This is a genomic window from Devosia pacifica, from assembly GCF_014652635.1.
Classification (GTDB): Bacteria; Pseudomonadota; Alphaproteobacteria; order Rhizobiales; family Devosiaceae; genus Devosia; species Devosia pacifica.
The window spans coordinates 433,762-458,249 of sequence record NZ_BMZE01000002.1; the positions used below are offsets into that span (position 1 = coordinate 433,762).

Annotated in this window: 31 protein-coding genes; 15 read left to right on the plus strand and 16 right to left on the minus strand. The window is 60.2% G+C overall.

Annotation, left to right across the window (positions count from 1 at the left end; genetic code table 11):
- Positions 1 to 28 precede the first annotated feature (28 nt).
- On the minus strand, positions 29 to 478 hold the full coding sequence (locus tag IE127_RS09225; protein WP_189425389.1) for a DUF2214 family protein: 450 nt from the start codon (positions 476 to 478) through the stop codon (positions 29 to 31).
- A gap of 83 nt (positions 479 to 561) precedes the next feature.
- On the opposite strand from IE127_RS09225, the gene IE127_RS09230 reads away from it, so the two are divergent.
- Together IE127_RS09230 and IE127_RS09235 are read left to right on the plus strand one after the other, a co-directional pair.
- Positions 562 to 1,143 carry a TetR/AcrR family transcriptional regulator gene (locus IE127_RS09230; RefSeq protein ID WP_189425390.1) on the plus strand — a complete coding sequence of 194 codons (582 nt, stop codon included), beginning with the start codon at positions 562 to 564 and terminating at the stop codon, positions 1,141 to 1,143.
- A gap of 85 nt (positions 1,144 to 1,228) precedes the next feature.
- On the plus strand, positions 1,229 to 2,233 hold the full coding sequence (locus IE127_RS09235) for an adenosine kinase (protein ID WP_189425391.1): 1,005 nt from the start codon (positions 1,229 to 1,231) through the stop codon (positions 2,231 to 2,233).
- Positions 2,234 to 2,236: 3 nt separating this feature from the next.
- Here IE127_RS09235 and coaA read toward each other — a convergent pair whose 3' ends face one another.
- From coaA to hisB, 8 genes are all read right to left on the minus strand, one after another.
- Positions 2,237 to 3,199 carry a type I pantothenate kinase gene (coaA, locus tag IE127_RS09240; protein ID WP_189425392.1) on the minus strand — a complete coding sequence of 321 codons (963 nt, stop codon included), beginning with the start codon at positions 3,197 to 3,199 and terminating at the stop codon, positions 2,237 to 2,239.
- Positions 3,196 to 3,516 (minus strand): phosphoribosyl-ATP diphosphatase, encoded by a 321-nt coding sequence (locus IE127_RS09245; RefSeq protein WP_189425393.1) that lies wholly within the window; start codon positions 3,514 to 3,516, stop codon positions 3,196 to 3,198. The genes coaA and IE127_RS09245 overlap by 4 nt, the downstream gene beginning before the upstream one ends.
- A gap of 23 nt (positions 3,517 to 3,539) precedes the next feature.
- A complete protein-coding gene (gene hisF, locus IE127_RS09250; RefSeq protein WP_189425394.1) occupies positions 3,540 to 4,340 on the minus strand; it encodes an imidazole glycerol phosphate synthase subunit HisF in 801 nt (266 codons plus the stop codon).
- A gap of 46 nt (positions 4,341 to 4,386) precedes the next feature.
- Complete coding sequence (locus IE127_RS09255; protein WP_189425395.1) at positions 4,387 to 4,719, minus strand: hypothetical protein; 333 nt, start codon at positions 4,717 to 4,719, stop codon at positions 4,387 to 4,389.
- The gene (gene hisA / locus IE127_RS09260; RefSeq protein WP_189425396.1) at positions 4,716 to 5,447 is read right to left on the minus strand and encodes a 1-(5-phosphoribosyl)-5-[(5-phosphoribosylamino)methylideneamino]imidazole-4-carboxamide isomerase; all 732 of its coding nucleotides are present in this window, start codon (positions 5,445 to 5,447) and stop codon (positions 4,716 to 4,718) included. Before hisA ends, IE127_RS09255 begins: the two co-directional genes overlap by 4 nt.
- Positions 5,444 to 6,097: an imidazole glycerol phosphate synthase subunit HisH gene (gene hisH / locus IE127_RS09265; RefSeq protein ID WP_189425397.1), complete on the minus strand. Its 654-nt coding sequence runs from the start codon at positions 6,095 to 6,097 to the stop codon at positions 5,444 to 5,446. The genes hisA and hisH overlap by 4 nt, the downstream gene beginning before the upstream one ends.
- Positions 6,094 to 6,459 (minus strand): DUF2628 domain-containing protein, encoded by a 366-nt coding sequence (locus IE127_RS09270; protein ID WP_189425398.1) that lies wholly within the window; start codon positions 6,457 to 6,459, stop codon positions 6,094 to 6,096. Before IE127_RS09270 ends, hisH begins: the two co-directional genes overlap by 4 nt.
- 103 nt (positions 6,460 to 6,562) lie before the next feature.
- On the minus strand, positions 6,563 to 7,150 hold the full coding sequence (gene hisB / locus IE127_RS09275; protein ID WP_189425399.1) for an imidazoleglycerol-phosphate dehydratase HisB: 588 nt from the start codon (positions 7,148 to 7,150) through the stop codon (positions 6,563 to 6,565).
- A 151-nt stretch (positions 7,151 to 7,301) separates the two neighbouring features.
- On the opposite strand from hisB, the gene hslV reads away from it, so the two are divergent.
- The 3 genes from hslV to hslU are packed head-to-tail and all read left to right on the plus strand — an operon-like array spanning position 7,302 to position 9,720.
- Positions 7,302 to 7,865, plus strand: a complete 564-nt coding sequence (gene hslV, locus IE127_RS09280; RefSeq protein WP_189425400.1) for an ATP-dependent protease subunit HslV — start codon at positions 7,302 to 7,304, stop codon at positions 7,863 to 7,865.
- Entirely contained in the window at positions 7,862 to 8,404 is a 543-nt protein-coding gene (locus IE127_RS09285; protein WP_189425401.1) for a GNAT family N-acetyltransferase, read from the plus strand. The genes hslV and IE127_RS09285 overlap by 4 nt, the downstream gene beginning before the upstream one ends.
- On the plus strand, positions 8,401 to 9,720 hold the full coding sequence (gene hslU / locus IE127_RS09290) for an ATP-dependent protease ATPase subunit HslU (RefSeq protein WP_189425402.1): 1,320 nt from the start codon (positions 8,401 to 8,403) through the stop codon (positions 9,718 to 9,720). Before IE127_RS09285 ends, hslU begins: the two co-directional genes overlap by 4 nt.
- 10 nt (positions 9,721 to 9,730) lie before the next feature.
- Here the strand turns inward: hslU and IE127_RS09295 are convergent, their stop codons facing one another.
- Genes IE127_RS09295 through IE127_RS09305 form a run of 3 tightly spaced genes read right to left on the minus strand, consistent with a single transcriptional unit; the run spans position 9,731 to position 11,454 of the window.
- The gene (locus tag IE127_RS09295; protein WP_189425403.1) at positions 9,731 to 10,117 is read right to left on the minus strand and encodes a helix-turn-helix domain-containing protein; all 387 of its coding nucleotides are present in this window, start codon (positions 10,115 to 10,117) and stop codon (positions 9,731 to 9,733) included.
- Positions 10,117 to 10,707, minus strand: a complete 591-nt coding sequence (locus IE127_RS09300; protein WP_189425404.1) for a Smr/MutS family protein — start codon at positions 10,705 to 10,707, stop codon at positions 10,117 to 10,119. The genes IE127_RS09295 and IE127_RS09300 overlap by 1 nt, the downstream gene beginning before the upstream one ends.
- 21 nt (positions 10,708 to 10,728) lie before the next feature.
- Entirely contained in the window at positions 10,729 to 11,454 is a 726-nt protein-coding gene (locus IE127_RS09305) for a Tim44/TimA family putative adaptor protein (protein ID WP_189425405.1), read from the minus strand.
- Positions 11,455 to 11,610: 156 nt separating this feature from the next.
- On the opposite strand from IE127_RS09305, the gene IE127_RS09310 reads away from it, so the two are divergent.
- On the plus strand, positions 11,611 to 12,075 hold the full coding sequence (locus IE127_RS09310; RefSeq protein WP_189425406.1) for an FxsA family protein: 465 nt from the start codon (positions 11,611 to 11,613) through the stop codon (positions 12,073 to 12,075).
- 77 nt (positions 12,076 to 12,152) lie between these two features.
- A complete protein-coding gene (gene secB, locus IE127_RS09315; RefSeq protein ID WP_189425407.1) occupies positions 12,153 to 12,698 on the plus strand; it encodes a protein-export chaperone SecB in 546 nt (181 codons plus the stop codon).
- Between the two features lie 25 nt (positions 12,699 to 12,723).
- Here secB and dnaQ read toward each other — a convergent pair whose 3' ends face one another.
- Genes dnaQ through IE127_RS09335 form a run of 4 tightly spaced genes read right to left on the minus strand, consistent with a single transcriptional unit; the run spans position 12,724 to position 15,497 of the window.
- Positions 12,724 to 13,449 (minus strand): DNA polymerase III subunit epsilon, encoded by a 726-nt coding sequence (gene dnaQ, locus IE127_RS09320; RefSeq protein ID WP_189425408.1) that lies wholly within the window; start codon positions 13,447 to 13,449, stop codon positions 12,724 to 12,726.
- Positions 13,446 to 14,042 carry a dephospho-CoA kinase gene (coaE, locus tag IE127_RS09325; protein WP_189425409.1) on the minus strand — a complete coding sequence of 199 codons (597 nt, stop codon included), beginning with the start codon at positions 14,040 to 14,042 and terminating at the stop codon, positions 13,446 to 13,448. The genes dnaQ and coaE overlap by 4 nt, the downstream gene beginning before the upstream one ends.
- A gap of 2 nt (positions 14,043 to 14,044) precedes the next feature.
- Positions 14,045 to 14,878 (minus strand): shikimate dehydrogenase, encoded by an 834-nt coding sequence (locus tag IE127_RS09330; protein ID WP_189425410.1) that lies wholly within the window; start codon positions 14,876 to 14,878, stop codon positions 14,045 to 14,047.
- A 10-nt stretch (positions 14,879 to 14,888) separates the two neighbouring features.
- Entirely contained in the window at positions 14,889 to 15,497 is a 609-nt protein-coding gene (locus IE127_RS09335; RefSeq protein WP_189425411.1) for a Maf family protein, read from the minus strand.
- Positions 15,498 to 15,935: 438 nt separating this feature from the next.
- Here IE127_RS09335 and hemE point away from each other — a divergent pair, with 438 nt between their 5' ends.
- From hemE to IE127_RS09375, 8 genes are all read left to right on the plus strand, one after another.
- The gene (hemE, locus tag IE127_RS09340) at positions 15,936 to 16,973 is read left to right on the plus strand and encodes a uroporphyrinogen decarboxylase (protein ID WP_189425412.1); all 1,038 of its coding nucleotides are present in this window, start codon (positions 15,936 to 15,938) and stop codon (positions 16,971 to 16,973) included.
- Between the two features lie 9 nt (positions 16,974 to 16,982).
- Complete coding sequence (hemJ, locus tag IE127_RS09345) at positions 16,983 to 17,408, plus strand: protoporphyrinogen oxidase HemJ (protein WP_189425413.1); 426 nt, start codon at positions 16,983 to 16,985, stop codon at positions 17,406 to 17,408.
- Between the two features lie 171 nt (positions 17,409 to 17,579).
- Positions 17,580 to 18,845: a transcription termination factor Rho gene (gene rho / locus IE127_RS09350; protein ID WP_189425414.1), complete on the plus strand. Its 1,266-nt coding sequence runs from the start codon at positions 17,580 to 17,582 to the stop codon at positions 18,843 to 18,845.
- A 9-nt stretch (positions 18,846 to 18,854) separates the two neighbouring features.
- Positions 18,855 to 20,153: a tRNA uridine-5-carboxymethylaminomethyl(34) synthesis GTPase MnmE gene (gene mnmE / locus IE127_RS09355; RefSeq protein WP_189425415.1), complete on the plus strand. Its 1,299-nt coding sequence runs from the start codon at positions 18,855 to 18,857 to the stop codon at positions 20,151 to 20,153.
- 107 nt (positions 20,154 to 20,260) lie between these two features.
- Positions 20,261 to 22,123: a tRNA uridine-5-carboxymethylaminomethyl(34) synthesis enzyme MnmG gene (gene mnmG / locus IE127_RS09360; RefSeq protein ID WP_210310466.1), complete on the plus strand. Its 1,863-nt coding sequence runs from the start codon at positions 20,261 to 20,263 to the stop codon at positions 22,121 to 22,123.
- On the plus strand, positions 22,120 to 22,770 hold the full coding sequence (rsmG, locus tag IE127_RS09365) for a 16S rRNA (guanine(527)-N(7))-methyltransferase RsmG (protein WP_189425416.1): 651 nt from the start codon (positions 22,120 to 22,122) through the stop codon (positions 22,768 to 22,770). The genes mnmG and rsmG overlap by 4 nt, the downstream gene beginning before the upstream one ends.
- 22 nt (positions 22,771 to 22,792) lie before the next feature.
- The gene (locus tag IE127_RS09370) at positions 22,793 to 23,593 is read left to right on the plus strand and encodes a ParA family protein (RefSeq protein ID WP_244640079.1); all 801 of its coding nucleotides are present in this window, start codon (positions 22,793 to 22,795) and stop codon (positions 23,591 to 23,593) included.
- 16 nt (positions 23,594 to 23,609) lie between these two features.
- Positions 23,610 to 24,485, plus strand: coding sequence for a ParB/RepB/Spo0J family partition protein (locus IE127_RS09375; RefSeq protein WP_189425418.1), 876 nt, complete (start codon positions 23,610 to 23,612; stop codon positions 24,483 to 24,485).
- Positions 24,486 to 24,488: the final 3 nt, after the last annotated feature.

Consider the following 24,488-nt stretch of genomic DNA (forward strand, 5'->3'; position numbering starts at 1 on the left):
TCACCCTCTCAAAGTCGGCCTTTTACAGCTACATCCCCACGCCGCGCGCCATCGCCGCTGCGGCCAGCGGGATAAGGAACAGCACGAACAGTTCAATATGGAGGAAGCGCCGCGCCTTTTTGATGTCGGCGTCCGGTACGAGATAGTTCGCATCGGATCCCGATGCTCGGCGCCAGCGGATGATCGACAGGGTCGGCTGGATCGACAACAGTCCGAGAATGACGATCAGGAGCATCTTCGTCCAGAACACGTGGTTCGAGAGGTAGTAGGCGGAGCCGGTGCTTCCGAGAAAGACGCGGGCAATCCCTGCAAGAATAACCAAGATCGCCGAAATCCCGTACGCCGCGTCGAGCCTCGCCAGCCGCGTCAGCTGTTGCCCGTTCAGTCCCGGGCGTATGAGAACAAACTCAGCGAACAGCAAGCCGACAATGGCGAACACCGCGAGATGATGAAGATATGCCAACCCGATATCGAGCATGTTCGGTCGCTCCGAAACGGCGCTGGACTGTGCGCCCGCGCCAATGTTAACACTGCTCGCATATCAGCACTGGAAAGTAATCGGTGTCAACATACGGGCAAAAGCAGGGTGGAGCGTATCATCATGGCGACCTTCGGCGCGCCCTTGTCGAAGCGTCCCTTGCCAGCTTGCGCGATAACGGCCCCGAACTGAGTCTGCGTCGGGTTGCTCGGCTTGCCGGTGTTTCTGCTGCCGCCCCTTATCGGCATTTTCGAACCATCGATGATCTTTACGGGGCCGTGGCTGCAGAGGGCTTTCTGATGCTGGCCACACGGCTGACAGCAGAGGGTGATGATCTTGCAGCTCTCGGGCGCGCCTATGTTCGGTTCGCCCTGCGCAATGCGGCGCTGTTTCGGGTGATGTTCGGCACGCGCACGGCGCGCTCCTGTGATCCTGCGCTGCGAAAGGCCGCAGGCTCGGCCTATGATCGGCTTGCCGAGGCCGCTCGACGCACCTGCGGCGCGGGGGCTATCGACGCGGATGCTCCCCTGAGCGCCTGGGCGCAGGTGCATGGTTTGGCCATGCTGCTGCTTGATGGGCAGTTGGATACCTCGGAAGACGATATCGACGCGCTGGTGCGCCGTATCACAGAGCGGTTTGTCGCAGGCCTTCGCGCCACCGCCTGATTGCCGGATTCGCTCCACGGCGTTGCGTGCGCCGCTTGCTTGCGCTAAGGCCGCGTGGTTGCGCTGAAATCAAAGGAAATCGTTCATGGCTGGAACCCGCTTCGATGTGCTGACCATCGGCAACGCGATTGTCGATGTGATCGCCCCTGCGGATGAAGGGTTCCTGCAACGTGAAGGCATGTCCGAAGGCATCATGCACCTCGTCGATGTCGAGCGCTCGGCCGAACTCTATGAGCGTCTGCCTGAAACCAAGCAACGCATTTCCGGTGGAAGCGCGGCAAATACAGCCGCTGGCGTAGCGGCCCTTGGGGGCCGTGCTGCATTTGTCGGCAAGGTGGCAGAGGACGAACTCGGCGATGTCTTTGCGCAAGATCTCGATCGCACCGGCGTTCACTACAACACCAGCCGGCTGATCCATGGCGCTGCCACCGCACGCTCGCTGATCCTGCTGAGCCCTGATGGCGAGCGCACCATGAACACCTATCTCGGTGCCTGCCACCAGCTGACCGAAGCCGATATCAAGGAAGAGGATATCGCGGCCTCAACCATCACCTACATGGAAGGCTTTCTTTGGGATCCGGTCGAAGCAAAAAAGGCGTTCGTTCTTGCGGCACACTACGCGCACAAGCATGAGAAGGCCGCAGCGTTCACCCTGTCCGACCCGTTCTGCGTCGATCGCTTCCGCAACGAGTTCCTCGACCTGATCAAGTCGAAAACCATCGACTATGTCTTTGCCAATCTCAGTGAAATCAAGTCGCTGTATCAGACCGAGGAGCTCGGCGAGGCGGTACGTGCCATCGCACAGGACGTCGAGCTCGCCGCCATCACAATGGGCTCGGAAGGGGCGATGGCGGTACACAATGGTGAAGTCACCTCAGTACCGGCCTTCCCCGTCGAAAAGGTGGTCGATTCAACCGGCGCCGGGGATCTGTTCGCATCTGGTTTCCTGCTCGGGGTCGCGCGCGGCCAGACGCTCGAGGAAGCGCTCAAGACCGGTTGCCTCGCGGCTTCCGAGATCATCAGCCATGTCGGGGCGCGCCCGCAGCTCGATCTGGTGGAACTGACCCGCCAGCATGGCCTGGCCGGCTGATCTTCAGACTCGCCTGAGTTCTACCTGCTCGATCAGATGGTCGGGGCCCTTCTTGAGGATCAGATCGGCCCGGCCACGGGTGGGCAACACGTTGTCGCGCAGGTTCTTGAGGTTGATTGTCCGCCATACCGTATGACCGAGATTGCCCGCCTCTTCCTCGCTCATTTTCGAGAAGCGATGGAAGAACGAGCTTGGATCCTTAAAGGCGGTTTCACGCAGGCGGAAGAACCTCTCCATGAACCAGGCTTCGAGATCCGATTCCTCGGCATCGATATAAATCGAGAAATCGATGAAGTCTGATGCGAACAGCAGCGGGCGGCCGGTTCTCGGCAGCTCCCCTGGTTGGAGGATATTCAGCCCCTCGACGATCAGGATATCCGGCCTGTCGACCACCATGGTCTCATCGGGCAACACATCATAGATCAGGTGCGAATAGACCGGCAGCGAGACGGCCGGTTTTCCCGATTTGATATCTGCGAGAAAGCCGATGAACCGCGAGCGGTCATAGCTCTCGGGAAAACCCTTGCGCTCCATCAGCCCGCGCTGTTCCAGCACTGCGTTGGGGAACAGGAACCCGTCGGTGGTAACGAGATCAACCTTCGGAGAGTTCGGCCAGCGCTGGAGCAGCGCCTGCAGAATGCGCGCGGTAGTTGACTTGCCGACGGCGACCGAACCGGCAACGCCGATGACGAACGGCACCTTTTCAGCCGAACGATCGAGAAACCGCGTCGAGACGGAATGCAGGGTCTGGATCGCCTCGACATAGTAGGACAGCAAGCGGGTGAGCGGCAGGTAGACCTTTTCCGCTTCTTCCAGCGAAATCGGATCGCTCAGCGTCCGCAGCCGCACAATATCATCGCGCGTCAGCGTCATCGGCTCGTCGGCGCGCAATTCCGACCATTCGGCCTTGGTGAAGAGGTGGTAGGGCTTCAGCCCGCGCTTGCGCCGGTCAGTCTCTATGCTCACTGGGCGGTCCTCGAGGCCTTCTCGGCCAGTCCCGATTGCGCGGTGCGCGCTTCAAGCTCAGCCATCACTGCCTCGAGCGGCACATCGGCGGCACGGAGCAGGACCAGCAGGTGGTAGAGAACGTCGGATGCTTCCTTCGTCAGCTCGGCCTTGTTGCCGGTAACCGCGGCAATCACCGATTCCGTCGCCTCCTCCCCGAGCTTTTGCGCGCATTTCTCGATCCCGCGTTCGAGGAGCTTTGCCGTATAGCTGACATCGGCCGAGGCAGAGGCGCGCTCGGCAATGCGGGCGTCGAGATCTTCGAGGGTGAACGGCATGCCGGTCTCCTTTGCTGTGCCGATCAGGCAGCGTTTTCGTCCAGCCGCACAGGAATGCCGCGTTCGGCCATGTACGCCTTGGCCTCAGGGATGGTGAAGGTCCCGAAGTGAAAGATCGAGGCCGCGAGGACGGCACTGGCGTGTCCATCTCTTATGCCTTCCACCAGGTGTTCGAGCGTTCCGACACCGCCTGAGGCGATCACCGGCACATTGACGCTGTCGGCAATGGCACGGGTCAATTCGAGATCGAACCCTGACTTGGTGCCGTCACGATCCATCGAGGTCACGAGAAGCTCGCCGGCGCCACGCTCGACCATCTTGACGGCAAATTCCAGCGCGTCGATCCCGGTCTCCTTGCGGCCGCCATGGGTGAAGATTTCCCAGGCCGAACGGTTGTCACCGCCGACAACTTGTGTTGCGCGGCGGCGCGCGTCGACAGAAACGACGATACATTGATCGCCAAACTTGTCGGCAGCCCTCGAGATGAAATCCGGGTCACGCACGGCGGCAGAGTTGATCGAGACCTTATCGGCCCCTGCAAGCAGCAGCTTGCGCACGTCCTCGATCGTGCGGATGCCGCCGCCGACCGTGACAGGCATGAAGCAATGCTCTGCAGTGCGCGCAACAACTTCGATGATCGTGTCGCGCTCTTCGTGGCTTGCGGTGATATCGAGGAAGGTCAGCTCGTCTGCGCCGGCGGCGTTATAGGCCATCGCCGCTTCCACCGGGTCGCCGGCATCGACGAGATCGATGAAGTTGACGCCCTTGACGACGCGGCCGTCCTTGACGTCGAGACAGGGGATGATGCGGCTTTTGAGAGTCATTTGCGTGATCCGGAATACAGCTCGAGCGGCGCCGATGCGCCAGAAATCAGTGGTCGTGCTTCTTGTTATGCCAGCTGTGTCGGTGGACAAACATGATCACGATCCAGGCGACAAGTGCCACGGCACCCAGCGGCAGCGTCACCAGCGCGAGCCAGCCCATGGCGAACAAGGCGCCAAGAAGTCCGCCCACATTGATGCCGAAATACTCGCACGGGTAAATGCCCGCTTCGTCCAGACGACAGTCGTGTCCAGCCGCGCCAGCCAGCCACTCGGCCACGAACACCCCGATGAGCGGCAGCGTCGCGAAGATAATGATCAGCACGAGAACCAGCGCATGGATGGCCCAGGGAAACCGGCGCCGTACCATTTCGAAGGTCATGCTGCCGCCTTCAGGCGAGCCAATGCTTCACGTGAATCAATGCGTCCGTCGTAAAGCGCCCGACCAGAGATCGCGCCTTCGAGTACCTGGGTTTCGGGGGCACACATGCGCTCGATGTCCTCCATCGAAGCGAGGCCGCCCGAGGCGATAACGGGGATCGAAACCGCCCGTGCTAGATCAAGCGTTGCGTCCCAGTTGATGCCTGCAAGAATGCCGTCGCGGTCAATATCGGTGTGGATGATCGCGGCTACACCGGCGCCTTCGAAGCGTTGCGCAAGATCCGTGGCAGAAAGCGTCGAGGTCTCCGCCCATCCCTCGACAGCGACCATACCGTTACGCGCATCGATACCGACAGCGATCTGCCCGGGCCAGCGGCGCGCCGCCTCGGTGACGAGATCGGGGTCGCGCACGGCGATCGTGCCGAGGATCACACGAGCCAAGCCTTTCTCAAGCCATGCCTCGATCTGCGCCAGGGTCCGTATGCCGCCACCGAGCTGCACCGGGAAGTTCACAGTCTTAAGTATGGCTTCGACCGCTTCGCCGTTGCGGCTCTCGCCGGCGAACGCGCCGTTGAGGTCGACCACGTGCAAGTACTCGAAGCCCTGGTCCTCAAAGGTTTTGGCCTGGGCGGCAGGGTCGAGGTTGAACACCGTCGCCTGCTCCATATCGCCGAGCTTCAGGCGTACGCACTGGCCATCCTTGAGGTCGATCGCGGGAAACAGAATCATGGCGACCACTTCATAAAGTTTTCGATCAGCTTGAGCCCGAGCGTCTGGCTCTTTTCAGGATGGAACTGGGTCCCGAACATGTTGTCGCGACCAACGCATGCGGTCACTGGACCGCCATAGTCGGCGGTTGCAATGCGCGTATCCGTGCTGTCGGTGCGCAAGTGGTAGGAGTGCACGAAATAGGCATGCAGTCCGTTCTCTCCGCCCGTGATGCCTTCAAGCACTTTATGCTCATGGTGAATGGTCAGCGTGTTCCATCCCATATGAGGGATCTTGAGCGCCGCATCGTTCGGCTGCAGTTTTTCCACCGCGCCTGAAATCCAGGCGAGCCCCGGCGTGATCGCCTTTTCACGGCCCTCGGTCGCCATCAGCTGCATACCTACGCAGACGCCAAGGAAGGGCTTGGCATGTGCAAGGACGTGCTCTCCAAGCGCCTCGCGCATGCCGGGCAGGGCATCGAGGCCCGCCTTGCAGTCCGCGAACGCGCCAACGCCGGGCAATACGATGCGATCGGCCGTGCGCACCAGGTCCGGATCGGACGTAATGTGTATCTGGGGCGGATCATCGAACCCCGCAGCCACGCGCTCAAACGCCTTGGCGGCCGAGTGCAGGTTGCCCGCGCCATAATCGATAATCGCGACTATGCTCATGCATCACGTCCGAGCTTGAGCCATACGAGCTGGGCGGTGTCCGGCGCTGAGGCCGTCAGTTCAGCCTTGTACCGCCAGCCTGCCCGTCGCAGGCCCGCTCTTCTGATGGATGGCGCGGCAAAGCCCAACCACAACACACCCAGCCAATACAACCAGAACGTGGCATCGGCGCCGATATATTCGCCGGCTGTCCGCAAGGCGATGAAGGCTACGACGAACCCGACAAGTTCGAGCCACAATCCGTTGCGCACGAAGAACGCTGGCGGCAACAGGAAAGCCAGCCAGTCAAATTGCTCGGCCACGGCCAAGGGCGCAGAATCGCGCTTGCCGAACTCGGGCTCGAACACTGCATAGAGCGTCACGGATCAACTCCCGATCAGTCGTCGAAGGACCGCTGCATGGCAGTCGGCCAGGTTCTGCTGACTTAGTGTAAAACTCGGCGCTGTGAAACCCTGGAGGCGTCGCCTAAAGCGTTCCCTTTGTAGATGGGATGCGGTCAGCGGAACGCGGATCGATCTCGATCGCATCGCGCAGCGCACGTGCCAGCGCCTTGAAGCAGCTCTCGGCAATGTGGTGATTGTTGTCGCCATAAACCGTTTCGAGGTGCAGCGTGAGGCCGGCATTCATCGCGAAGGCCTGAAAGAACTCGTTGAACAGTTCGGTATCGATCTCGCCGATCTTCGGCGCGCTGTAGCTCACCCGGTGCACGAGGAAGGCGCGGCCTGAAACGTCGAGCGCACAGCGCGTCAACGTGCCATCCATCGGCAGGTCGCAACTGGCATAACGGCAAATGCCGCGCTTGTCGCCCAGCGCCTCGCGGATCGCCTGACCAAGCGCGATACCGACATCCTCGACAGTGTGATGGCTGTCGATATGCAGGTCTCCGGTGCAGCGCACATCCATATCGATCAGGCTGTGGCGCGAGAGCTGGTCGAGCATGTGGTCGAAGAAGCCGACCCCGGTCTTGATGTCGTGCGCGCCGGTGCCGTCGAGATTGATCGAGACTTTGATCTCGGTCTCGTTGGTCTTGCGGTCGATCTGGGCCTTGCGCATGGGGGTCGCTCTCCGTTTGGGCGCTCCCTAGCATCTCGCCAGCAAGCAATAAAGATCGCGTGAAGGCCACGGCTCGCGCCAGTGCCTACCCTCTACATTGCAATCAGCGCCTGCCGGCCTAAATAGGATTGCGACAGTTCAGGAGTTTTCTATGTCGCAAGACAACGCATTTCCCGGATGGCACGGCACGACCATCGTTTCCGTTCGCAAGGGAAACAAGGTGGTGGTCGCCGGCGATGGCCAGGTCTCGATGGGTCAGACAGTGATGAAGCACGGCGCCCGCAAGGTGCGCAGGCTTGCTGGAGGCAAGGTCATCGGCGGTTTTGCCGGAGCCACCGCTGACGCCTTTACCCTGTTCGAGCGGCTCGAGGCCAAGCTCGAACAATATCCCGAACAGCTGATGCGCGCGGCGGTCGAACTCGCCAAGGATTGGCGGACCGATCGGTATTTGAGGCGACTTGAGGCCATGATGATTGTCGCCGACAAGAACGAGACTTTGGTGCTAACGGGCACCGGGGACGTTTTGACGCCGGACCATGACGTCACGGCAATCGGTTCGGGTGGCAATTACGCACTCAGCGCTGCGCTCGCGCTGTCGCTCAATACCGAGCTCGATGCCGAGCACATTGCGCGCGAAGCGATGAAGATCGCCGAGCAGGTGTGTGTCTATACCAACGGCAATGTCACCCTTGAAGCGATCGAGCTGAACGAGTGACCTATTCCATACGGCGTCTGACGTCGGCCGATTTCGATGCCTACAAGGCAATCCGGCTTGAAGCACTCGAAAATCACCCGGAGGCCTTCGTGACCTCGGCGGAGGATTTTCTGGCTAACGGCGACATGGCCGTGGTCTCGGCGTTAAAGCAGCTGGTGATCTTCGGCGCTGTCCTCGATGACGGAAGTCTGGCCGGGATCATGGCTTTTGCCGGCAATTCCGGCAGCAAGGATCGGCACAAGGGCTATCTGGTCCAGGTCTATGTAAGACCGCCGATGCGAGGCACGGGATGCGCGCGGCAGCTTCTCGATCACGTCCTCGACTACGCTGCCGGGCGGGTTCAGCAGCTTCACCTCGGCGTCTGGACGGAGAATGCGCCGGCGCTGACCCTCTACAAGCGGGCGGGCTTTGAGATCTACGGCACCGAGCCCCGCTATCTTTTCGTGAACGGTCGCTATGTCGACGAACACCTGATGGTGCGCTTCCTGGACCGGGACGGGTCCGACAGCAAGGCACCGGAGAAAGAAGATATACAATGAGCGAAACCAATTTTTCCCCGCGCGAGATCGTCTCCGAACTCGACCGCAATATTGTCGGGCAGGGCGATGCCAAGCGCGCCGTTGCGGTAGCGTTGCGCAATCGCTGGCGCCGTCAGCAGCTTCCCGATGACCTGCGGCGCGAAATCACGCCCAAGAATATCCTGATGATCGGACCGACCGGCGTCGGTAAGACTGAAATCTCGCGGCGGCTGGCACGGCTGGCGCAGGCACCGTTCGTCAAGGTGGAGGCGACGAAGTTCACCGAGGTCGGCTATGTCGGGCGTGACGTCGAGCAGATCATTCGCGATCTGGTGGAAGCCGGCATCTCGGTGCTGCGCGAGCGGCGCCGCAAGGAGGTCGAGGCACAAGCGCACCACAACGCCGAAGAGCGCGTCATTGATGCGCTTGTCGGCAGTTCGGCCACGCCCTCGACCCGCGACAGCTTCCGCCGGAAGCTGCGCAGTGGCGAGCTGGACGACAAGGAAGTCGAGATCGAGGTCTCGCCGCAATCGAGCGGCATGCCGATGTTCGATATGCCCGGAATGCAAGGCGGCAATGTTGGCATGATCAACTTGTCCGACATGTTCCAGAAGGCCATGGGCGGACGCGGCGTAAAGCGCAAGATGAAGGTCAAGGACACGCACGACCTGTTGGTCGCAGAAGAGGCCGACAAGCTTCTCGACCAGGAGCAGTTGAAAACCGAAGCCGTCGACCTCGTTGAAAATCACGGCATCGTCTTCATCGATGAGATCGACAAGGTTGCGGCCCGTGAAGGCGGCGGCGGAGCGGTCGGCGGTCCCTCACGCGAAGGCGTGCAGCGCGATCTGCTGCCGCTGATCGAGGGGACGACGGTTTCCACGAAGTACGGCCCGGTGAAAACCGACCATATCCTGTTCATCGCCTCCGGCGCGTTTCATGTCTCAAAGCCTTCGGACCTGTTGCCGGAACTGCAGGGCCGGTTGCCGATCCGCGTTGAACTCAAGGCGCTGACCCGCGAGGACTTCATCCGCATCCTCAACGACACCGATGCGAGCCTCATCAAGCAATATGTCGCACTGATGCAGACCGAAGGCGTCACACTCGACTTTACCGATGATGCCATCGAGGCGATTGCCGACGCCGCTGTGCGTGTGAACTCGAGCGTCGAGAATATCGGGGCGCGCCGGCTGCAGACCGTGATGGAGCGGCTCGTCGAGGATATTTCCTACGACGCCCCGGACAAATCGGGCCAGACCATCACCATCGACAAGGGCTTCGTCGATTCAACCGTCGGCACGCTCGCCGGCGATGCCGATCTGTCGAAGTTCGTGCTCTAGGCACATGCTCTCAGTGCTCCCGCGCCGCCTTGCGATTATGGGCGGCGCGGCGAATCGCGTCTTCGCGCAGTGCTTTGAGGTCCTCCGCGGAAAGATCCGCGATATTGTGCGCCAGCCAGTTGGTCAGCGCGGTCGCCTCGAGCGGCATGCCGGCGGTATTGATCGTGGCCTTGGGATCGGAGTTCTCGGCCAGCCGCTGCAGCTCCTCGGCCTCATCCCAGATGACATTGAAGTAAGCGATGATGCGATGCAGCATGAAGCCGGTGGGCTTGCCCCGCCGTCCATGTTCTAGAGCGGACAGATAAGCGCTCGATACATTCAGCGCCGCCGCCATTTCCTTGAGAGAAACACCGCGCTCGCGCCTTAGAGCCCGCATGCGCGCCCCGAGTGGTGTCATCAGCGCAACCTCAGCCGTACATAAAACGCGCCATCGCCGCCATGACTGCGCGCCGCCTGGCTGTAGCCTGAAACCAGCGGCGCCAGCGCCGGTTCCGCAAGCCAGATCGGCAGCATGGCGCGCAGCACGCCGCGCTCGGTCATAGCGGTACCGTCATCGCGCTCGACGCCCTTGCCGGTAATAACCAGAACCGTCCGGTCACCGCGCGCCGCACGGGCTGGCAAAAAGCGATGCAAGGCCGCCCGCGCTTCGTCCTGGCGCATGCCGTGAAGATCGATGCGAGCACCGATTTCCATCCGCCCGCGCGCCAGCTTTCGCCGAAGTTTCGGATCGATGCCGGGTTCGGCGCGGCGGCGCTGCTGCGGCGGCGCCTGATAGGGCGCAAGAAAGGGTTGGGTATTGCGGCCAGACTTTGAAGAGTTGTCGGCAAACCTGGCGTGCGCCGATTGGTTGGCGCTGCGGTCGGGCAGGGGAAGCGGTGCCTCGGGCGCCTGCTTGCGCCGCTTTGGCTTCAGCGGATCGACCGTCTCGGTGACGGACTGCCAGAGGTGGTAGTCCGGCACCAGTGATTTGACGTCCCGCTTCGCCATGCCGCGTAGTCCTTGCGGCCGCTAGTCGACCTGGCTGGTGCCGATGACCTTCCAGTTCGGGTCACGCGATTTCGGATTGCGCGCAAAGGTCCACTCATCGGCGATCGCCTGGACATGTTCTGCGTGACCCTCGATCAGGTTATTGTCCTTGTCGTAGGTGGCCGAAACCACCTCGGCATTGAACAGCACCGTAACCGCCACCTGCCGCCGATCGGCTTCGGCATCGACAATCGCGATCTTCGGCAGCCCGACAAAGGTGAAGTCAACACGCTGCCCAGCAGCTTCACGCTCGGCCATCGCGCGCTGGAAATCCTCAAAGACGTCTTTCTCGAGCAGGGATTTCAGCGTTGCCTTGTCGCCCTCGGCAAAAGCGGTGACGATCATCTCGTAAGCGCCCTTCGCGCCTTCAAGGAACGAGCGCGGCATAAAGCTTGGGTCCGTCTCCGCCACGGCGCGCAGATCGGCGGCAAGCTTTTCGTTGTCCTTGGCCTGCTGCTCGATCTCGGCTTCGAGCTTGCGCTGGCGGCGTTCATCGTCGAGATCGGGTGCACCGGTTCCCGCGCGACGCAGCGGCACCACGGTGTCATCGGCTGTCGCCTTGTCGTTTGCTGCGTCACGCTGACGATGCCGCTCGGCCGGTGGCCGCTCATTGCCTGTGCGGGTTCCGAGAACCGAGCGCAGCCGGAACAGGATTACTACCGCCACACCGATAACGATTAGGGTAGGCAGGTCGAGAAATTCATCCATCAGGAACCAACTAACAGTTTGCGTTTCGCCCAGCGCTCGTCATGCGCTTTTTCGCACCTATATATAGGAATGCCTCACCTTGAAACCAGTTCACGATCGGGCGAAGACGCTCAATGGTGAACATTTAAGGTGCACGCGAACAAGAGGATGTTGCCTGTGGCACGTTTATTTATTGCCGCCCTCCTGTTGATGCCGCTGATCGAGATCGCGGTAATGATCAAGGTCGGCCAGATTATAGGACTGTTGCCAACGCTGGCGCTGCTGGTTGGCGCCGGACTTCTCGGTATGGTCCTGATCCGCCAGCAAGGGTTGTCGATGGTCATGCAGATGCGCCGCAATGTCGCGGCCGGTGAACTGCCGGCGCGTGCCGTTGCCGACGCGATGATGATTGGCTTCGCCGCCGTGCTCTTGCTGCTTCCGGGTTTCCTTACCGATATCGGCGCGCTGCTGCTGTTGTTGCCGCCGGTGCGTGATTTCATCTACCGCAGCCTCGCACGCAACATGGTTGTCGTCACCACCACCGGTCCGCGCGGCGGCCCCTATGGCCGCGGGGGCGATGGTCGACGCGTGCCCGGGCCAGACACGATCGAACTCGATGAGGACGATTACCGGCGAGAATAGGCGGCAAACTTGTGAGCCACACCGTAACATGCTAGCCACAGCGCCACTTTCAACGCCCTATGAGGACCAGACATTCCATGGCTGACGAGAACCAGGCCGCAAACGCGGCGGGCGGCGGCGCCGGTACTGCCGGTAACACCCCAGCGCTGAACCTGATCGGTCAGTATATTCGCGATTTGTCCTTCGAGAACCCGGGCGCGCCGGGCTCGATCATGCTTGGTGGCGCCAACCCGGCCTTCAACGTGTCGATTTCAGTCGGCGTCAAGAAGCAGTCAGATGACACCTACGCCGTTGAGCTGAACCTCAACGCCAAGGCGCACCGCGAAGAAACGCTGCTGTTCAATATCGAACTGGTCTATGGCGGTGTCTTCCGGATCAAGAACGTGCCGGAAAACCAGCTCAGCCCGCTGCTGATGGTCGAATGCCCACGCCTGATCTTCCCGTTCGCGCGCCAGGTCCTCGCCAATGTTACGCAGAATGGCGGTTTCCCGCCGCTGATGATGGAGCCGGTGGATTTCTTTGCGATCTATCGCCAGAACCTTGCCAAGCTCGCCGAGCAGAGAAAGGGCGAGGCTTCGACTGACGCCGCCAACGCGACCCCCGGCGACGCAAAGCCGAACTGATAACTTGAAAATTGCGAGCCGATGATCAGCGCGCCAGCGCCATCGGCTCGTCTTCAACGGCGATATAGGTTCGCCACACAGCGTCTTCGCCCATATCGGCCAGCATCGCTTCGTGAGCGCGCAACTCCGCATCACTGAGACGCGGCGGCAGCGGAACCGGCCTTTGTCGCGCAGCTACGCGATGAGCCACCGCACCTTCGCCGCTCGTGCGGGTTTCCGCCACCAGCGCCAGTCCAACCTGACGGCCGCCAATCAACTCAAGATAGACATCGGCGAGGATCTCGCTGTCGAGCAGGGCGCCGTGAAGCGTGCGCCGGCTGTTGTCGATGCCAAAATAGCGGCATAGCGCATCAAGGCTGGCGCGAGCGCCGGGATTGACCTGACGGGCCAGAGCCACGGTGTCGATGACTTCATTGCCAAGCTTTCGAAACCCGGCGGTCTCGAGTTCGGCATTGAGAAAACCAAGGTCGAACTCGGCATTGTGGATGATCAGCGTGCCGTCATCGACAAAATCGAGAAACTCCTGCGCAACTGCCGAAAACAGCGGTTTATCTGCAAGAAATTCCTCCGACAGCCCATGGACCCGAAACGCTTCCTCGGGCATGTCGCGCTGTGGATTGATGTAGACGTGAAAGGTGCGGCCGGACGGGATATGATTGATCAACTCGACGCAGCCGATCTCCACCAGCCGGTCTCCGCCAGCCGGCGACAGGCCGGTGGTTTCGGTGTCGAGTACGATCTCACGCTTCATTGCTGGGCCCCGCGTGCCTGGATTCCGGCGACAAGCGCGCGGACCCTGGCTTTGGTCTCTTCGATGGTGTCCGACGTGTCGAACACATAGGTGGCACGCTTTCTCTTTTCCTCCTGTGGAAGCTGACGGGCAAGGATGCTCTCAAGCTTTTCCACGCTCATTCCCGGCCGTGCCAGCGCCCGCTGGCGCTGCACGTCTTCCGGGCAAATAGTCACGCCTACCGCGTCGAATCCATAATCATGCCCGGTCTCGAACAGCAGCGGCACCTCGACCACCGCGACCAGCGCTCCATCGGCTTCCGCCTCATCCATGAACGCGGCGATGCGATGCCGCACCATCGGGTGAACACGCGACTCAAGCGCCATCAGCTTTTCCGGTTCGCGGGCGATCGCCGCGCTCAGCAGGGAGCGATCGACACGGCCATCTGGTGCTACACCCGGAAACAGCGCGGTAACCTCAGGGACGGCCGGCCCCTCGTAAAGCTCATGCACCGCCTCGTCCGCAGAAAAAATCTTCGCCCCGTACTCTGTAAAGGCTCTCAGCACGGTGGATTTTCCGGTCGCGATCGAACCTGTCAGACCGATCCGCCACATCGTCAGTGCTCCAGCGTCTGTTCGACGCGGCGACGCAGAGTATCGCTGACCTCAGGTTCGACACCGAACCAGGCCGTAAAGCCAGGCACCGCCTGATGCAGCAGCATGCCGAGGCCATCAACCGTGCGGAGGCCTTGCTGCTCCGCCTCAATCAGCAATGGCGTGCGGCGCGGCACATAAACGAGATCTGTCACCGTTGCGGTTTTCGGCAGCACCGACAGATCGAGAGTGTCGAATGCCGTGCCATGCATGCCGACCGAAGTTGTGTTGACCACAAGCCCGGCAGCACCGGCAATTTCGGTGAAATATTCGAGGCCGCCGGGGTGGAAGGGGCCGTCGATCGCCTCTGCCAGACGGCGTGCGGTTGCCTTGGTTCGGTTTAGGACGTGAACGCGCGAAATGCCGCGCGCCTTGAGGGCCACCAGAATGGCGCGCGCAGCGCCGCCTGCACCAAGCACTATCGCTGTGTCGAGACCCTCGGACCAGCCTTGCGCGTTGGCATCGAGATTACCGAGAAACCCGAGATAATCCGTGTTCGTGCCGTGGACGCGCCCATCAGGCTGGCGCACCAGCGTATTGGCGGCGCCGATCGTTTCGGCCAGCGGGTCAAGCGTGTCGCATAGCGCAAAGACCGCTTCCTTATGGGGAATGGTGACGTTGCCGCCGGCGAACTCGCCGGTCTTCAGCCGCTCGAAAAATAGCGGCAGATCGTCCGGCGAAACGTCGAACGGCTCGTAGCTGCCATCAATGCCATATTGTGTGATCCATGTTCCGTGGATCAACGGCGAGCGCGAATGCGCGATCGGATGGCCTATGACGAAGGCTTTACGGGTCATGCAGCGAGCCTTAGCTAGTGTGCCGCAGGTCTAGCACTTCTGGCGCGAATTCGCGAAGTGCTTCCAGTAACGCCAGAAGCGGTAGGCCGAGGATGGTGAAATAGTCGCCGCTGACGCGTTCGAACAGGCGAATTGACGGACCCTCCAGCCGATAGCTGCCGACCGACCCCAGCACACGCTCGCCTTCGAGTTCGAGAACGAGATCACGTTCCGAATCCGAAAACTTGCGCATTGTCAGTTCCGCAGTCTCGATCGATGACCAGACGATGTTGTCGCCCCGCGCGAGCACCACAGCGGCATGAAGGCGATGTGTCTTGCCCCGCAACCGGTCGAGTTGGCCGCGTGCGGCATCGAGGGAATCCGGTTTGTTCATCCGGTCCGGCCCGAGCGACAACGTTTGGTCTGCTCCGATAACCCAAGCCGAAGGATTTTCAGCAGCAACGGCACGCGCCTTGGCACCGGCCAGCAGCGTTGCAACGTCTCGCGCATCAGCGCCGTTCTGTTCCACCTGCGCTTCCAGATCGCGCTCGTTGATGCTCGAAGCGTGCGTTTCGAACACCAGTCCGGCGCTCTCAAGCAGGTGGCGTCGCGTTTCAGATTTTGAAGCGAGGATCAGCATTTGGTCAGGTTTTCCACACAGTCATTCTAGGCTCAAGGCCATCTCTGTGAGAATGACTCATGACTTTGGGCCGGGCGAGGATTCATCCCCGGTCGCTAAGAATCCATTAACACTCTGGCTTCGGCACCGGTGGCGAAATCGCTTGCGGTAATTGCGTGGAAAACCATCTGGCAACCGACAATCACGTTCGGTGCCTTTCCCACAGGGTTGTGCTGCTATCAAAAATCAGGCTTGACCGCGTTAACCTTGCGTTAACCTTTGGTCGCCCCGCTGATATGGCTGCTTCCCACAGCAGGTGTTAAGGAGCAATTAACGCGCTCGCTGCGCGCATTCGCCACTGAGACCCATGATTGTGGGCAGTCCTGAATTGCTGCAAAACACCGCCATGATGATAATGAATAAGAAAAGAAAGACTCTTCTTTCGATTGGAAGGGGGGCATGAGCGAGGCCACATTGCGAAAGCCATTGCTCGAGACGGTCAGGGGCAAGCGCCAGGAGCGTCCACCGATCTGGATCATGCGACAGGCGGGGCGCTATCTGCCGGAATATCGCGCAACGAGAGCGAAAACCTCCGGCTTTCTCGATCTCTGCTACACGCCCGAACTGGCCGCGGAAGTGACGCTGCAGCCTCTGCGCCGGTTCGATCTCGATGCGGCGATCCTGTTTTCGGATATTCTGGTCATCCCCGACGCTCTGGGGCAAACGGTACGGTTTGTCGCTGGCGAAGGGCCACAGCTTGACCCGATAGATCCTGATAGCGTCGACCGCCTGCAGCCGGAAGGTGCGCTCGATCACCTGGCGCCTGTGCTGGAGACGCTGAAGCGGGTGAAGCTGGCTCTGGACCCTGAAAAGACCCTTATCGGCTTCTGTGGCGCTCCCTGGACAGTAGCGACCTACATGATCGGCGGGAAAGGGTCGACCGATCAGGCAGCGGCGCGGCTGTTTGCCTACCGCCATCCCGAAGCCTTCGCGCGGCTGATGGATGTGCTCGTCGAGACCAGCATCCGCTACTTGTCGGCGCAGATCGAGGCCGGCGCCGATGTCGTTCAGCTCTTTGAGAGCTGGGCCTTGAACCTCGATGAGGTGGCGTTTGAGCGCCAGGTGCTCGAACCCAATCGCCGTATCGTCCAAGGTGTGCGCCAGCGCCATCCGGACGCGGCTATCATCGGGTTTCCAAGAGGCGCGGCCGGGCTCGTTGGACGATATGCCCGCGAGGTCGGCGTGAATGCAGTGGGCCTTGATTACGCAATGCCCGTTGATTTTGCCGATCGCGAACTGCCGCCAACCTTGACTGTTCAGGGGAATCTCGATCCCTTGCGCGTCGTTGTCGGTGGCGAGCAGATGCTGACCCGCGCGCGGACCATCATCGAAGCGTTTTCTGAACGCCCGCATGTCTTCAATCTCGGCCACGGGATCGTGCCGGAAACCCCGATCGAGCACGTCGAGCAGCTCGTGAACCTCGTAAAGAACGGCTAGGAATTCGCTATGGCCTGGGTGAAGGCATTTCACGTCATCTCGATCATCGCCTGGATGGCTGCAATGCTCTACCTGCCTCGGCTATTCGTCTATCACGTCGACGCAGAACCCGGCTCGAAGCAGTCCGAGACCTTCAAGGTGATGGAACGTCGGCTTTATCGGGCGATCATGACGCCGGCAATGATTGCCAGCTGGCTGTTCGGGCTGTGGCTGATCATTGGCTATCAGGTTATCGACTGGTCGCAGGGCTGGGTGTGGCTGAAGGCTGCCTTGGTCATCGCATTGAGCGGCTATCACGGTCTGATGGCACGGCACGTCAAGGATTTCGCTGCTGACCGCAACACACGGCCGGGGCGCTATTTCCGGTTCATGAACGAGGTTCCGACCTTGATGATGATCGGCATCGTCATCGCCGTCATTGTCCGCCCGTTCTGAGTGTCCGCTAACGACGCATTGCACGATGTGCCTTGAAACGCAGGCAGTATCACGCTATGTGATGACGAAGCACCCTTAAAAGAGCTCGATCGAACGTAGCCGATCGCCACGCGGTGCACCCTCCAAGACCTTTCCCCCTTCTTCTGATTTCCCTAAAGGGTCATCCTCCACATGCAGAATCTGAAGCTCAGCGAGCTCAAGGCCAAGGCTCCGGCGGACCTGTTGTCCTTCGCCGAGGAGCATGAGGTCGAAAATGCCTCAACCATGCGCAAACAGGAATTGATGTTTGCGATCCTGAAGGAGCTCGCGGCAAAGGATGTGGACATCACCGGCGAAGGGGTGGTGGAAGTTCTGCCTGACGGCTTCGGTTTTTTGCGGTCACCGGACGCAAACTACCTGCCGGGCCCTGACGACATCTATGTCAGCCCGAGCCAGATCCGCCGATTCGGGCTTCGCACTGGCGATACCGTTGAGGGGCAAATTCGGTCCCCGAAGGATGGTGAGCGGTATTTCGCGCTTCTCAAGGTCAACACGATCAATTTTGAAGACCCCGACAGCGTCCGGCATAAAATCAACTTCGACAATCTGACGCCGCTCTATCCCGAGGAGCGGCTGCGGATGGAAATCCCCGATCCGACGATCAAAGATCGGTCTGCGCGTATCCTCGATCTGGTCGCCCCGCTCGGCAAGGGGCAGCGCGCGCTGATTGTTGCGCCACCGCGTACCGGTAAAACAGTATTGTTGCAGAATATCGCACAATCGATCGCAAACAATCATCCTGAGTGCTACCTCATCGTGTTGCTGATCGATGAGCGCCCGGAAGAAGTCACCGACATGCAGCGTTCCGTGAAAGGCGAAGTGATTTCTTCGACCTTTGACGAACCCGCCAGCCGCCACGTCCAGGTCACGGAAATGGTGATCGAGAAGGCGAAGCGTCTTGTCGAGCATAAGCGTGACGTGGTGATTCTGCTTGATTCGATCACAAGGCTTGGTCGTGCCTACAATACCGTCGTTCCGAGCTCCGGTAAGGTGCTCACCGGCGGTGTCGATGCGAACGCCTTGCAGCGTCCGAAGCGTTTCTTCGGTGCGGCTCGTAACATCGAGGATGGCGGCTCCCTGACCATCATCTCGACGGCCTTGATCGATACCGGCAGCCGCATGGACGAAGTGATCTTCGAAGAATTCAAAGGCACCGGTAACTCTGAAATCGTGCTGGACCGCAAGGTTGCGGACAAGCGCGTATTTCCGGCGCTCGATGTCACGAAATCCGGCACCCGCAAGGAAGAGCTCCTCGTCGAGCCCGATATTCTCAAGAAGATGTACGTCCTGCGCCGCATTCTCAGCCCGATGGGGACCATCGATGCGATGGAATTCCTGATGGACAAGGTCCGCCAGACCAAGACGAATTCCGACTTTTTCGATTCAATGAATACCTAGGACCTTTGCATGCGCGGGGGCGACACCATTGTCGCACTGTCTTCCGGCGGCCTTCCCTCGGGGGTCGCAGTTATCCGGATATCAGGGCCTGCCGTCAGACAAATCCTTGGAGACTTCGCAGGCGGGGTTCCAGCGCCACGTGCACTGTCCCTCGCCGCGATAGGCGCTGATACAATCCTCGATCGTGGTCTCGTTGCTTATTTTCCGGGACCCAACAGCTTTACCGGCGAAGACGTCGCCGAGTTGCAGGTGCATGGGTCGCCAGCTGGCGTTAAGGCGATCATACGGCATTTGGCAGGCTTGCCGGGTATCCGTCTGGCGGAACCGGGGGAATTCACTCGGCGCGCGTTTGAAAACGGCAAGCTTGATCTCACGGAAGCCGAGGGCCTTGGAGACCTGCTTGCCTCGGAGACCGAGAGCCAACGGCGTCAGGCGCTGGCGCGCCTCGAAGGTGGTCCACGCTCACGTGTGGCGTCGTGGCGAAGGTCTCTTCTGTGGCTCCGCGCAGAGCTGGAAGCCCAGCTCGATTTCTCGGATGAGGGCGATGTTGCCGAGGATCTCCCAGCCACCTTCATCGACACACTAAACGCATTGCGCCAGGATTTGACGTCTGCGCTCGCGCAGATCGAGGGCGGTCGCATTGTGCGTGAGGGGTTTCGCATCGCGCTTGCGGGGGCACCGAACGTGGGCAAGTCGAGCCTCCTGAATGCGCTTTCCATGTCCGAGGTTGCTATTGTCACCGCCGAGGCGGGCACAACCCGTGATGTCCGCGAGGTCTCACTCGATCTTGGTGGTCATCTTGTGACCTTGCTCGATCTCGCAGGGCTGCGCCAAACCGATAGCCTTGCTGAAGAGGAGGGCGTGCGCCGTGCACGAGTTGCCATGGAAAGCGCAGACCTCGTTCTATGGATGACAGCGCCCGATGTCGTGGCAGACGAGCCTCCGCCCATAGCAGGGCGCGATGTATGGACTGTTGCAAACAAGAGCGATATCGGCCCCCGACAGTCAGGCATCTCGATCTCAACAAAAACCGGCGAAGGGCTCGAGACACTCAGAGCCCGTCTTCACAGCCATGTTGCCGAACAGATCGGGGCCAGTGCGCACGCAACATTCAGCCATGAGCGGGACCGCGTTTCCCTAGAGGCCGCGCTATCTGCGATCGACGAGGCAAAAACTATGCTGCACAGCGCCGAGGTGGCTGCGGATTTGCTGCGCGCCGCGACCTCTGCCCTTGAGCGCCTTGTCGGTCGTATTGACGCCGAGGCTGTTCTCGATGAGCTGTTCGTGAATTTTTGCATCGGGAAGTGATTCACGTGAAACACACGCTATGGTGACCTCGCGAACCCCGGCATTGATTGCGCCTACGGTTTCGCTTAAACCGCTGCTTTCCGCCCTTGCTGAATATTGGACGCATCATGAGCGAATTTGCCGTCATTGTTGTCGGAGGTGGCCATGCGGGTTGTGAAGCCGCGGCGGCTTCGGCGCGACGCGGCGTTCCCACTGCACTGATCACGCACAAATTCTCGACCATCGGTGAGATGAGCTGCAACCCTGCAATTGGTGGCCTTGGGAAGGGGCATTTGGTCCGCGAAATTGATGCCTTGGACGGACTGATGGCACGCGTGGCCGACGCAGCCGGCATCCAGTTCCGAGTGCTTAATCGACGGAAAGGCCCTGCGGTGCGCGGACCGCGTGCCCAAGCAGACCGCGCGCTTTATAGAGCCGCCATGCAGCAGGCCATAACCGACCAACCAAATCTCACCGTCGTTGAAGGTGAGGTCGACGATCTCGAAGTTGCCGATGGTGGCGTGACCGGCGTCCGCCTACTCGATGGACGATATTACGAGACCAAAAGCGTTGTTCTGACTACGGGTACGTTCCTCCGCGGTCTCATTCATCGGGGCGAAGAAACTGTTCCAGCGGGGCGCGCCGGAGAAAAGCCTGCGCTTGGCCTTTCTAAGCGCCTTGAGGCGCTTGGCTTGAAGCTCGGACGGTTGAAGACCGGCACACCACCGCGCCTATTGGCCGATAGCATCGACTTCAATGCGCTCGACGTCCAGCACGGGGATGATCCGCCAGAGCCGTTCTCATCCCTGACCGAGGAAATCACGGCAAGACAGGTCCCGTGCCATGTCAGTCGGACGACTGAGCAAACCCACGCCGTCATATCGGCAAACTTGCACCGCTCAGCGATGTATTCCGGCCGTATCGAAAGCAAGGGGCCTCGCTATTGTCCCTCGATCGAGGACAAAATTGTTCGGTTTGCGGATCGAGACAGCCACCAGATTTTCCTGGAGCCGGAAGGGCTGGACGATCCGACAATCTATCCGAATGGACTGTCGACCTCCTTGCCTGAAGATGTGCAACTGGCTTTCCTCCAGACCATGCCTGGCCTTGAGAAGGTTGAGATACTGCGGCCTGGGTATGCGATTGAGTATGACTATGTGGACCCCCGCGAGCTTAAGCCCTCGCTTGAACTTCGCTCGTTGCGTGGTCTTTTTCTCGCCGGCCAGATTAATGGCACAACCGGCTATGAGGAAGCTGCCGGGCAGGGACTGCTTGCCGGCGCCAATGCAGCGGCTCTGGCGCTGGCGACCGAGGCGCTGATTCTCTCGCGTACCGAAAGCTATATTGGCGTCATGATCGATGACCTAGTGACGCGCGGGGTGAGCGAGCCCTATCGAATGTTCACCTCACGGGCCGAGTTCCGTTTGCACCTTCGTGCCGATAACGCCGACCAGAGATTGACGGAAAAGGGCATCCAGCACGGTCTGGTTGCCGAGCCACGCGTTAGTGCCTATCGCGAAAAATCAGCCCGGCTTGCAGACGGCAAGGCCATGTTGACAAGGCTCTCCACAACCCCCGCCAATGCGGCGAAGGCCGGCGTTTCAATTAACGCGGATGGCAAGACGCGATCTGCTTTCGACCTTCTGTCCTACCCACACGTCAATCATTCTCAGGTCGTCGCTATCTGGCCGGAGATAGCTGGCCTTTCTCCAGAGATACTGGGCCAGCTGTCTGTGGACGCACAATACGCGGTCTATCTCGAGCGCCAGCGCGCCGACATTGCCGCAATGCGGCGCGATGAAACCCGCCACATACCATCTGACCTCGATTATGCGGCGATCACCGGGCTCTCGAATGAACTGCGTACGAGGCTCGCGGATATTCGCCCGTTGACGATAGCGCAGGCGCAGGCAGTTGAAGGCATGACGCCGGCCGCCATCACCCTGTTACTCGCCGTTATCAAACGCCAGGATCTGCGAGCGACGGGATGAATCCGGACAATTCGGCGCTGGCCAACTACGAGGCGCTTTTCACGCGACCAGCAGATGCGGTTTTTAACGACTTAGAATCTTATGCCCAACTGCTACGGAAATGGCAGCGCGTTCAGAATCTTGTTTCACGTGAAACGCTGGATCAACTATGGGTCCGGCACTTTGCGGACAGCCTGCAACTTCTTTCTCACTTGAGGCCCAGCGACAGTTGGCTCATCGATATCGGCAGTGGCGGCGGTTTCCCTGCGTTACCCTTGGCTATCGCCACCAATGGCGGCCCCATAAGATTCACATTGGTAGAGCCTAACCAGCGGAAGGCCAGCTTTCTCCGGACAGTGGTTCGCGAACTCAAGCTGAACGTGGAGGTGAGAGCTGTCCGATGCGACGCGCTTGATTCACGTGAAACACAGAGGGCCGATCTGTTCACCGCCCGCGCATTGGCCTCCCTCGACACGCTTTGCGAAATGCTGTTTCCGCTCATGGGCGAATCAAGCCGGGCATTGTTGCTGAAAGGTCGGGAACATGTTGACGAACGCCAACAAGCTGCTGCGCACTGGCAGTTTAACGTGGTATTAACGCCAAGCGATACCGACTCAAATGCCGTCATCATGGAACTCAGCGGACTTCAATCGCCGCAGGTCCCGTGAAGCGCAAACGAAGGAGGCCCGGTTGGCTCCTCGAATTCTGACCATTGCCAATCAAAAAGGTGGTGTGGGCAAGACCACCACTGCGATCAATCTCGCAACGGCGCTCGCCGCTATCGGCGAAAGAGTACTGATCATCGACCTCGATCCTCAGGGCAACGCGTCAACCGGCCTGGGCATTGGGCGGGAACAGCGCGAAATCTCGGCCTATGACCTCCTTATCGGTGAAGCCACTGTGGTTCAGGCAGCCGTACAGACGACGGTCCCGAATGTTTCGATAGTACCGTCGACGATGGACCTATTGGGCGTCGAACTGACCATCGCGCAGCATGGTGACCGTGCGTATCGACTGAGAAATTCCTTCAAGCGCATCAGCGAACTGTCGATACACGATGCGCCCGTCACCTATATCCTGATCGACTGCCCGCCATCACTCAATCTGCTCACAGTCAATGCGCTCGTTGCGGCCGATGCCGTGTTGGTACCGCTGCAGTGCGAGTTTTTCGCGCTCGAAGGGCTTAGCCAGCTTATGCAGACCATCGAGCAGATACGGTCCAGCCTCAATCCGCGCCTTTCGATCCAAGGCGTGGTCATGACCATGTACGACAAACGCAACAATCTCTCCGAGCAGGTTCTGGAAGACGTCCGTCAGGAAATGGGTGAACTGGTTTATGACACGGTTATCCCACGCAATGTGAGGCTTTCAGAGGCGCCAAGCTATGGCAAGCCTGCGCTGCTCTACGATTTGAAGTGCGCCGGTAGCCAGGCGTATCTTCGTCTGGCGACAGAAGTCATCAGGCGCGAACGGCACCTCCACGCGGCGTAAGGTGTAAGGACAGACAATGACAGACAGATCTTCTCGTCTCGGGCGTGGGCTTGCAGCTCTCATTGGCGACATGGGCACAATCGAGGGCCCGCGGGTCGCTGAAAGTGGCGGAGGCGTCAGGCGACTGCCGATTGATTTTGTCACCGCCAACCGCGCTAACCCGCGCCGATCGTTCGATGAAGACCAACTTGCGGAACTGACGAGCTCAATACGCGAGAAGGGCATCATGTCGCCGCTCCTCGTGCGACCGACTTCCGATCCGGATACCTTCGAGATTATCGCTGGTGAACGTCGTTGGCGGGCCGCGCAGAAGGCGGGGCTGCATGAGGTGCCGGTGATCATCCGTGAAGTAGATGATCGCGAAGCACTTGAGCTTGCGATTATCGAGAACGTGCAGCGCGCCGATCTTAATCCGCTTGAAGAGGCACTCGGCTACGGACAGTTGATCGAGCAATTTTCTTACACGCAGCAAGACCTTGCTCAGGTCATCGGCAAAAGCCGTTCGCATGTTGCCAATACCATGCGCCTGCTGAGGCTGCCCGAGCATGTTCAGGACATGGTATCACAAGGGCAGCTTACTGCCGGCCATGCCAGAACATTGATCACTGCTGATGACCCTGAATCGCTCGCGCAGCGGATTGTCGACCAAGGCCTTTCGGTTCGCGAAGCGGAGGCACTTAGTCAACAACGGACGTCGACAAGCGCATCGCCGCGTCGGGCGCCTGCTGAGAAAGACGCCGATACGCGTGCCCTAGAACGGCAGCTCGCTGATATCCTCGGCCTGACGGTCAAGGTCACGCACGGCAGCGCAGGCGGTAAACTTGAAATCCGTTATAAGACTCTTGAGCAACTGGATAGTCTGTGTGCTCGTCTGAGCGGCCAGTCGCACTGAGTT

Excerpts from the sequence above, each read along its gene's own strand:
- IE127_RS09225 (WP_189425389.1), bottom strand. The coding sequence starts at position 478 with ATGCTCGATATCGGGTTGGCATATCTTCATCATCTCGCGGTGTTCGCC.
- IE127_RS09235 (WP_189425391.1), top strand. The coding sequence starts at position 1,229 with ATGGCTGGAACCCGCTTCGATGTGCTGACCATCGGCAACGCGATTGTC.
- IE127_RS09245 (WP_189425393.1), bottom strand. The coding sequence starts at position 3,516 with ATGCCGTTCACCCTCGAAGATCTCGACGCCCGCATTGCCGAGCGCGCC.
- hisF (WP_189425394.1), bottom strand. The coding sequence starts at position 4,340 with ATGACTCTCAAAAGCCGCATCATCCCCTGTCTCGACGTCAAGGACGGC.
- IE127_RS09255 (WP_189425395.1), bottom strand. The coding sequence starts at position 4,719 with ATGACCTTCGAAATGGTACGGCGCCGGTTTCCCTGGGCCATCCATGCG.
- hisA (WP_189425396.1), bottom strand. The coding sequence starts at position 5,447 with ATGATTCTGTTTCCCGCGATCGACCTCAAGGATGGCCAGTGCGTACGC.
- hisH (WP_189425397.1), bottom strand. The coding sequence starts at position 6,097 with ATGAGCATAGTCGCGATTATCGATTATGGCGCGGGCAACCTGCACTCG.
- hisB (WP_189425399.1), bottom strand. The coding sequence starts at position 7,150 with ATGCGCAAGGCCCAGATCGACCGCAAGACCAACGAGACCGAGATCAAA.
- hslV (WP_189425400.1), top strand. The coding sequence starts at position 7,302 with ATGTCGCAAGACAACGCATTTCCCGGATGGCACGGCACGACCATCGTT.
- hslU (WP_189425402.1), top strand. The coding sequence starts at position 8,401 with ATGAGCGAAACCAATTTTTCCCCGCGCGAGATCGTCTCCGAACTCGAC.
- IE127_RS09295 (WP_189425403.1), bottom strand. The coding sequence starts at position 10,117 with ATGACACCACTCGGGGCGCGCATGCGGGCTCTAAGGCGCGAGCGCGGT.
- IE127_RS09300 (WP_189425404.1), bottom strand. The coding sequence starts at position 10,707 with ATGGCGAAGCGGGACGTCAAATCACTGGTGCCGGACTACCACCTCTGG.
- IE127_RS09305 (WP_189425405.1), bottom strand. The coding sequence starts at position 11,454 with ATGGATGAATTTCTCGACCTGCCTACCCTAATCGTTATCGGTGTGGCG.
- secB (WP_189425407.1), top strand. The coding sequence starts at position 12,153 with ATGGCTGACGAGAACCAGGCCGCAAACGCGGCGGGCGGCGGCGCCGGT.
- dnaQ (WP_189425408.1), bottom strand. The coding sequence starts at position 13,449 with ATGAAGCGTGAGATCGTACTCGACACCGAAACCACCGGCCTGTCGCCG.
- coaE (WP_189425409.1), bottom strand. The coding sequence starts at position 14,042 with ATGTGGCGGATCGGTCTGACAGGTTCGATCGCGACCGGAAAATCCACC.
- IE127_RS09330 (WP_189425410.1), bottom strand. The coding sequence starts at position 14,878 with ATGACCCGTAAAGCCTTCGTCATAGGCCATCCGATCGCGCATTCGCGC.
- IE127_RS09335 (WP_189425411.1), bottom strand. The coding sequence starts at position 15,497 with ATGCTGATCCTCGCTTCAAAATCTGAAACGCGACGCCACCTGCTTGAG.
- hemE (WP_189425412.1), top strand. The coding sequence starts at position 15,936 with ATGAGCGAGGCCACATTGCGAAAGCCATTGCTCGAGACGGTCAGGGGC.
- hemJ (WP_189425413.1), top strand. The coding sequence starts at position 16,983 with ATGGCCTGGGTGAAGGCATTTCACGTCATCTCGATCATCGCCTGGATG.
- rho (WP_189425414.1), top strand. The coding sequence starts at position 17,580 with ATGCAGAATCTGAAGCTCAGCGAGCTCAAGGCCAAGGCTCCGGCGGAC.
- mnmE (WP_189425415.1), top strand. The coding sequence starts at position 18,855 with ATGCGCGGGGGCGACACCATTGTCGCACTGTCTTCCGGCGGCCTTCCC.
- mnmG (WP_210310466.1), top strand. The coding sequence starts at position 20,261 with ATGAGCGAATTTGCCGTCATTGTTGTCGGAGGTGGCCATGCGGGTTGT.
- rsmG (WP_189425416.1), top strand. The coding sequence starts at position 22,120 with ATGAATCCGGACAATTCGGCGCTGGCCAACTACGAGGCGCTTTTCACG.
- IE127_RS09375 (WP_189425418.1), top strand. The coding sequence starts at position 23,610 with ATGACAGACAGATCTTCTCGTCTCGGGCGTGGGCTTGCAGCTCTCATT.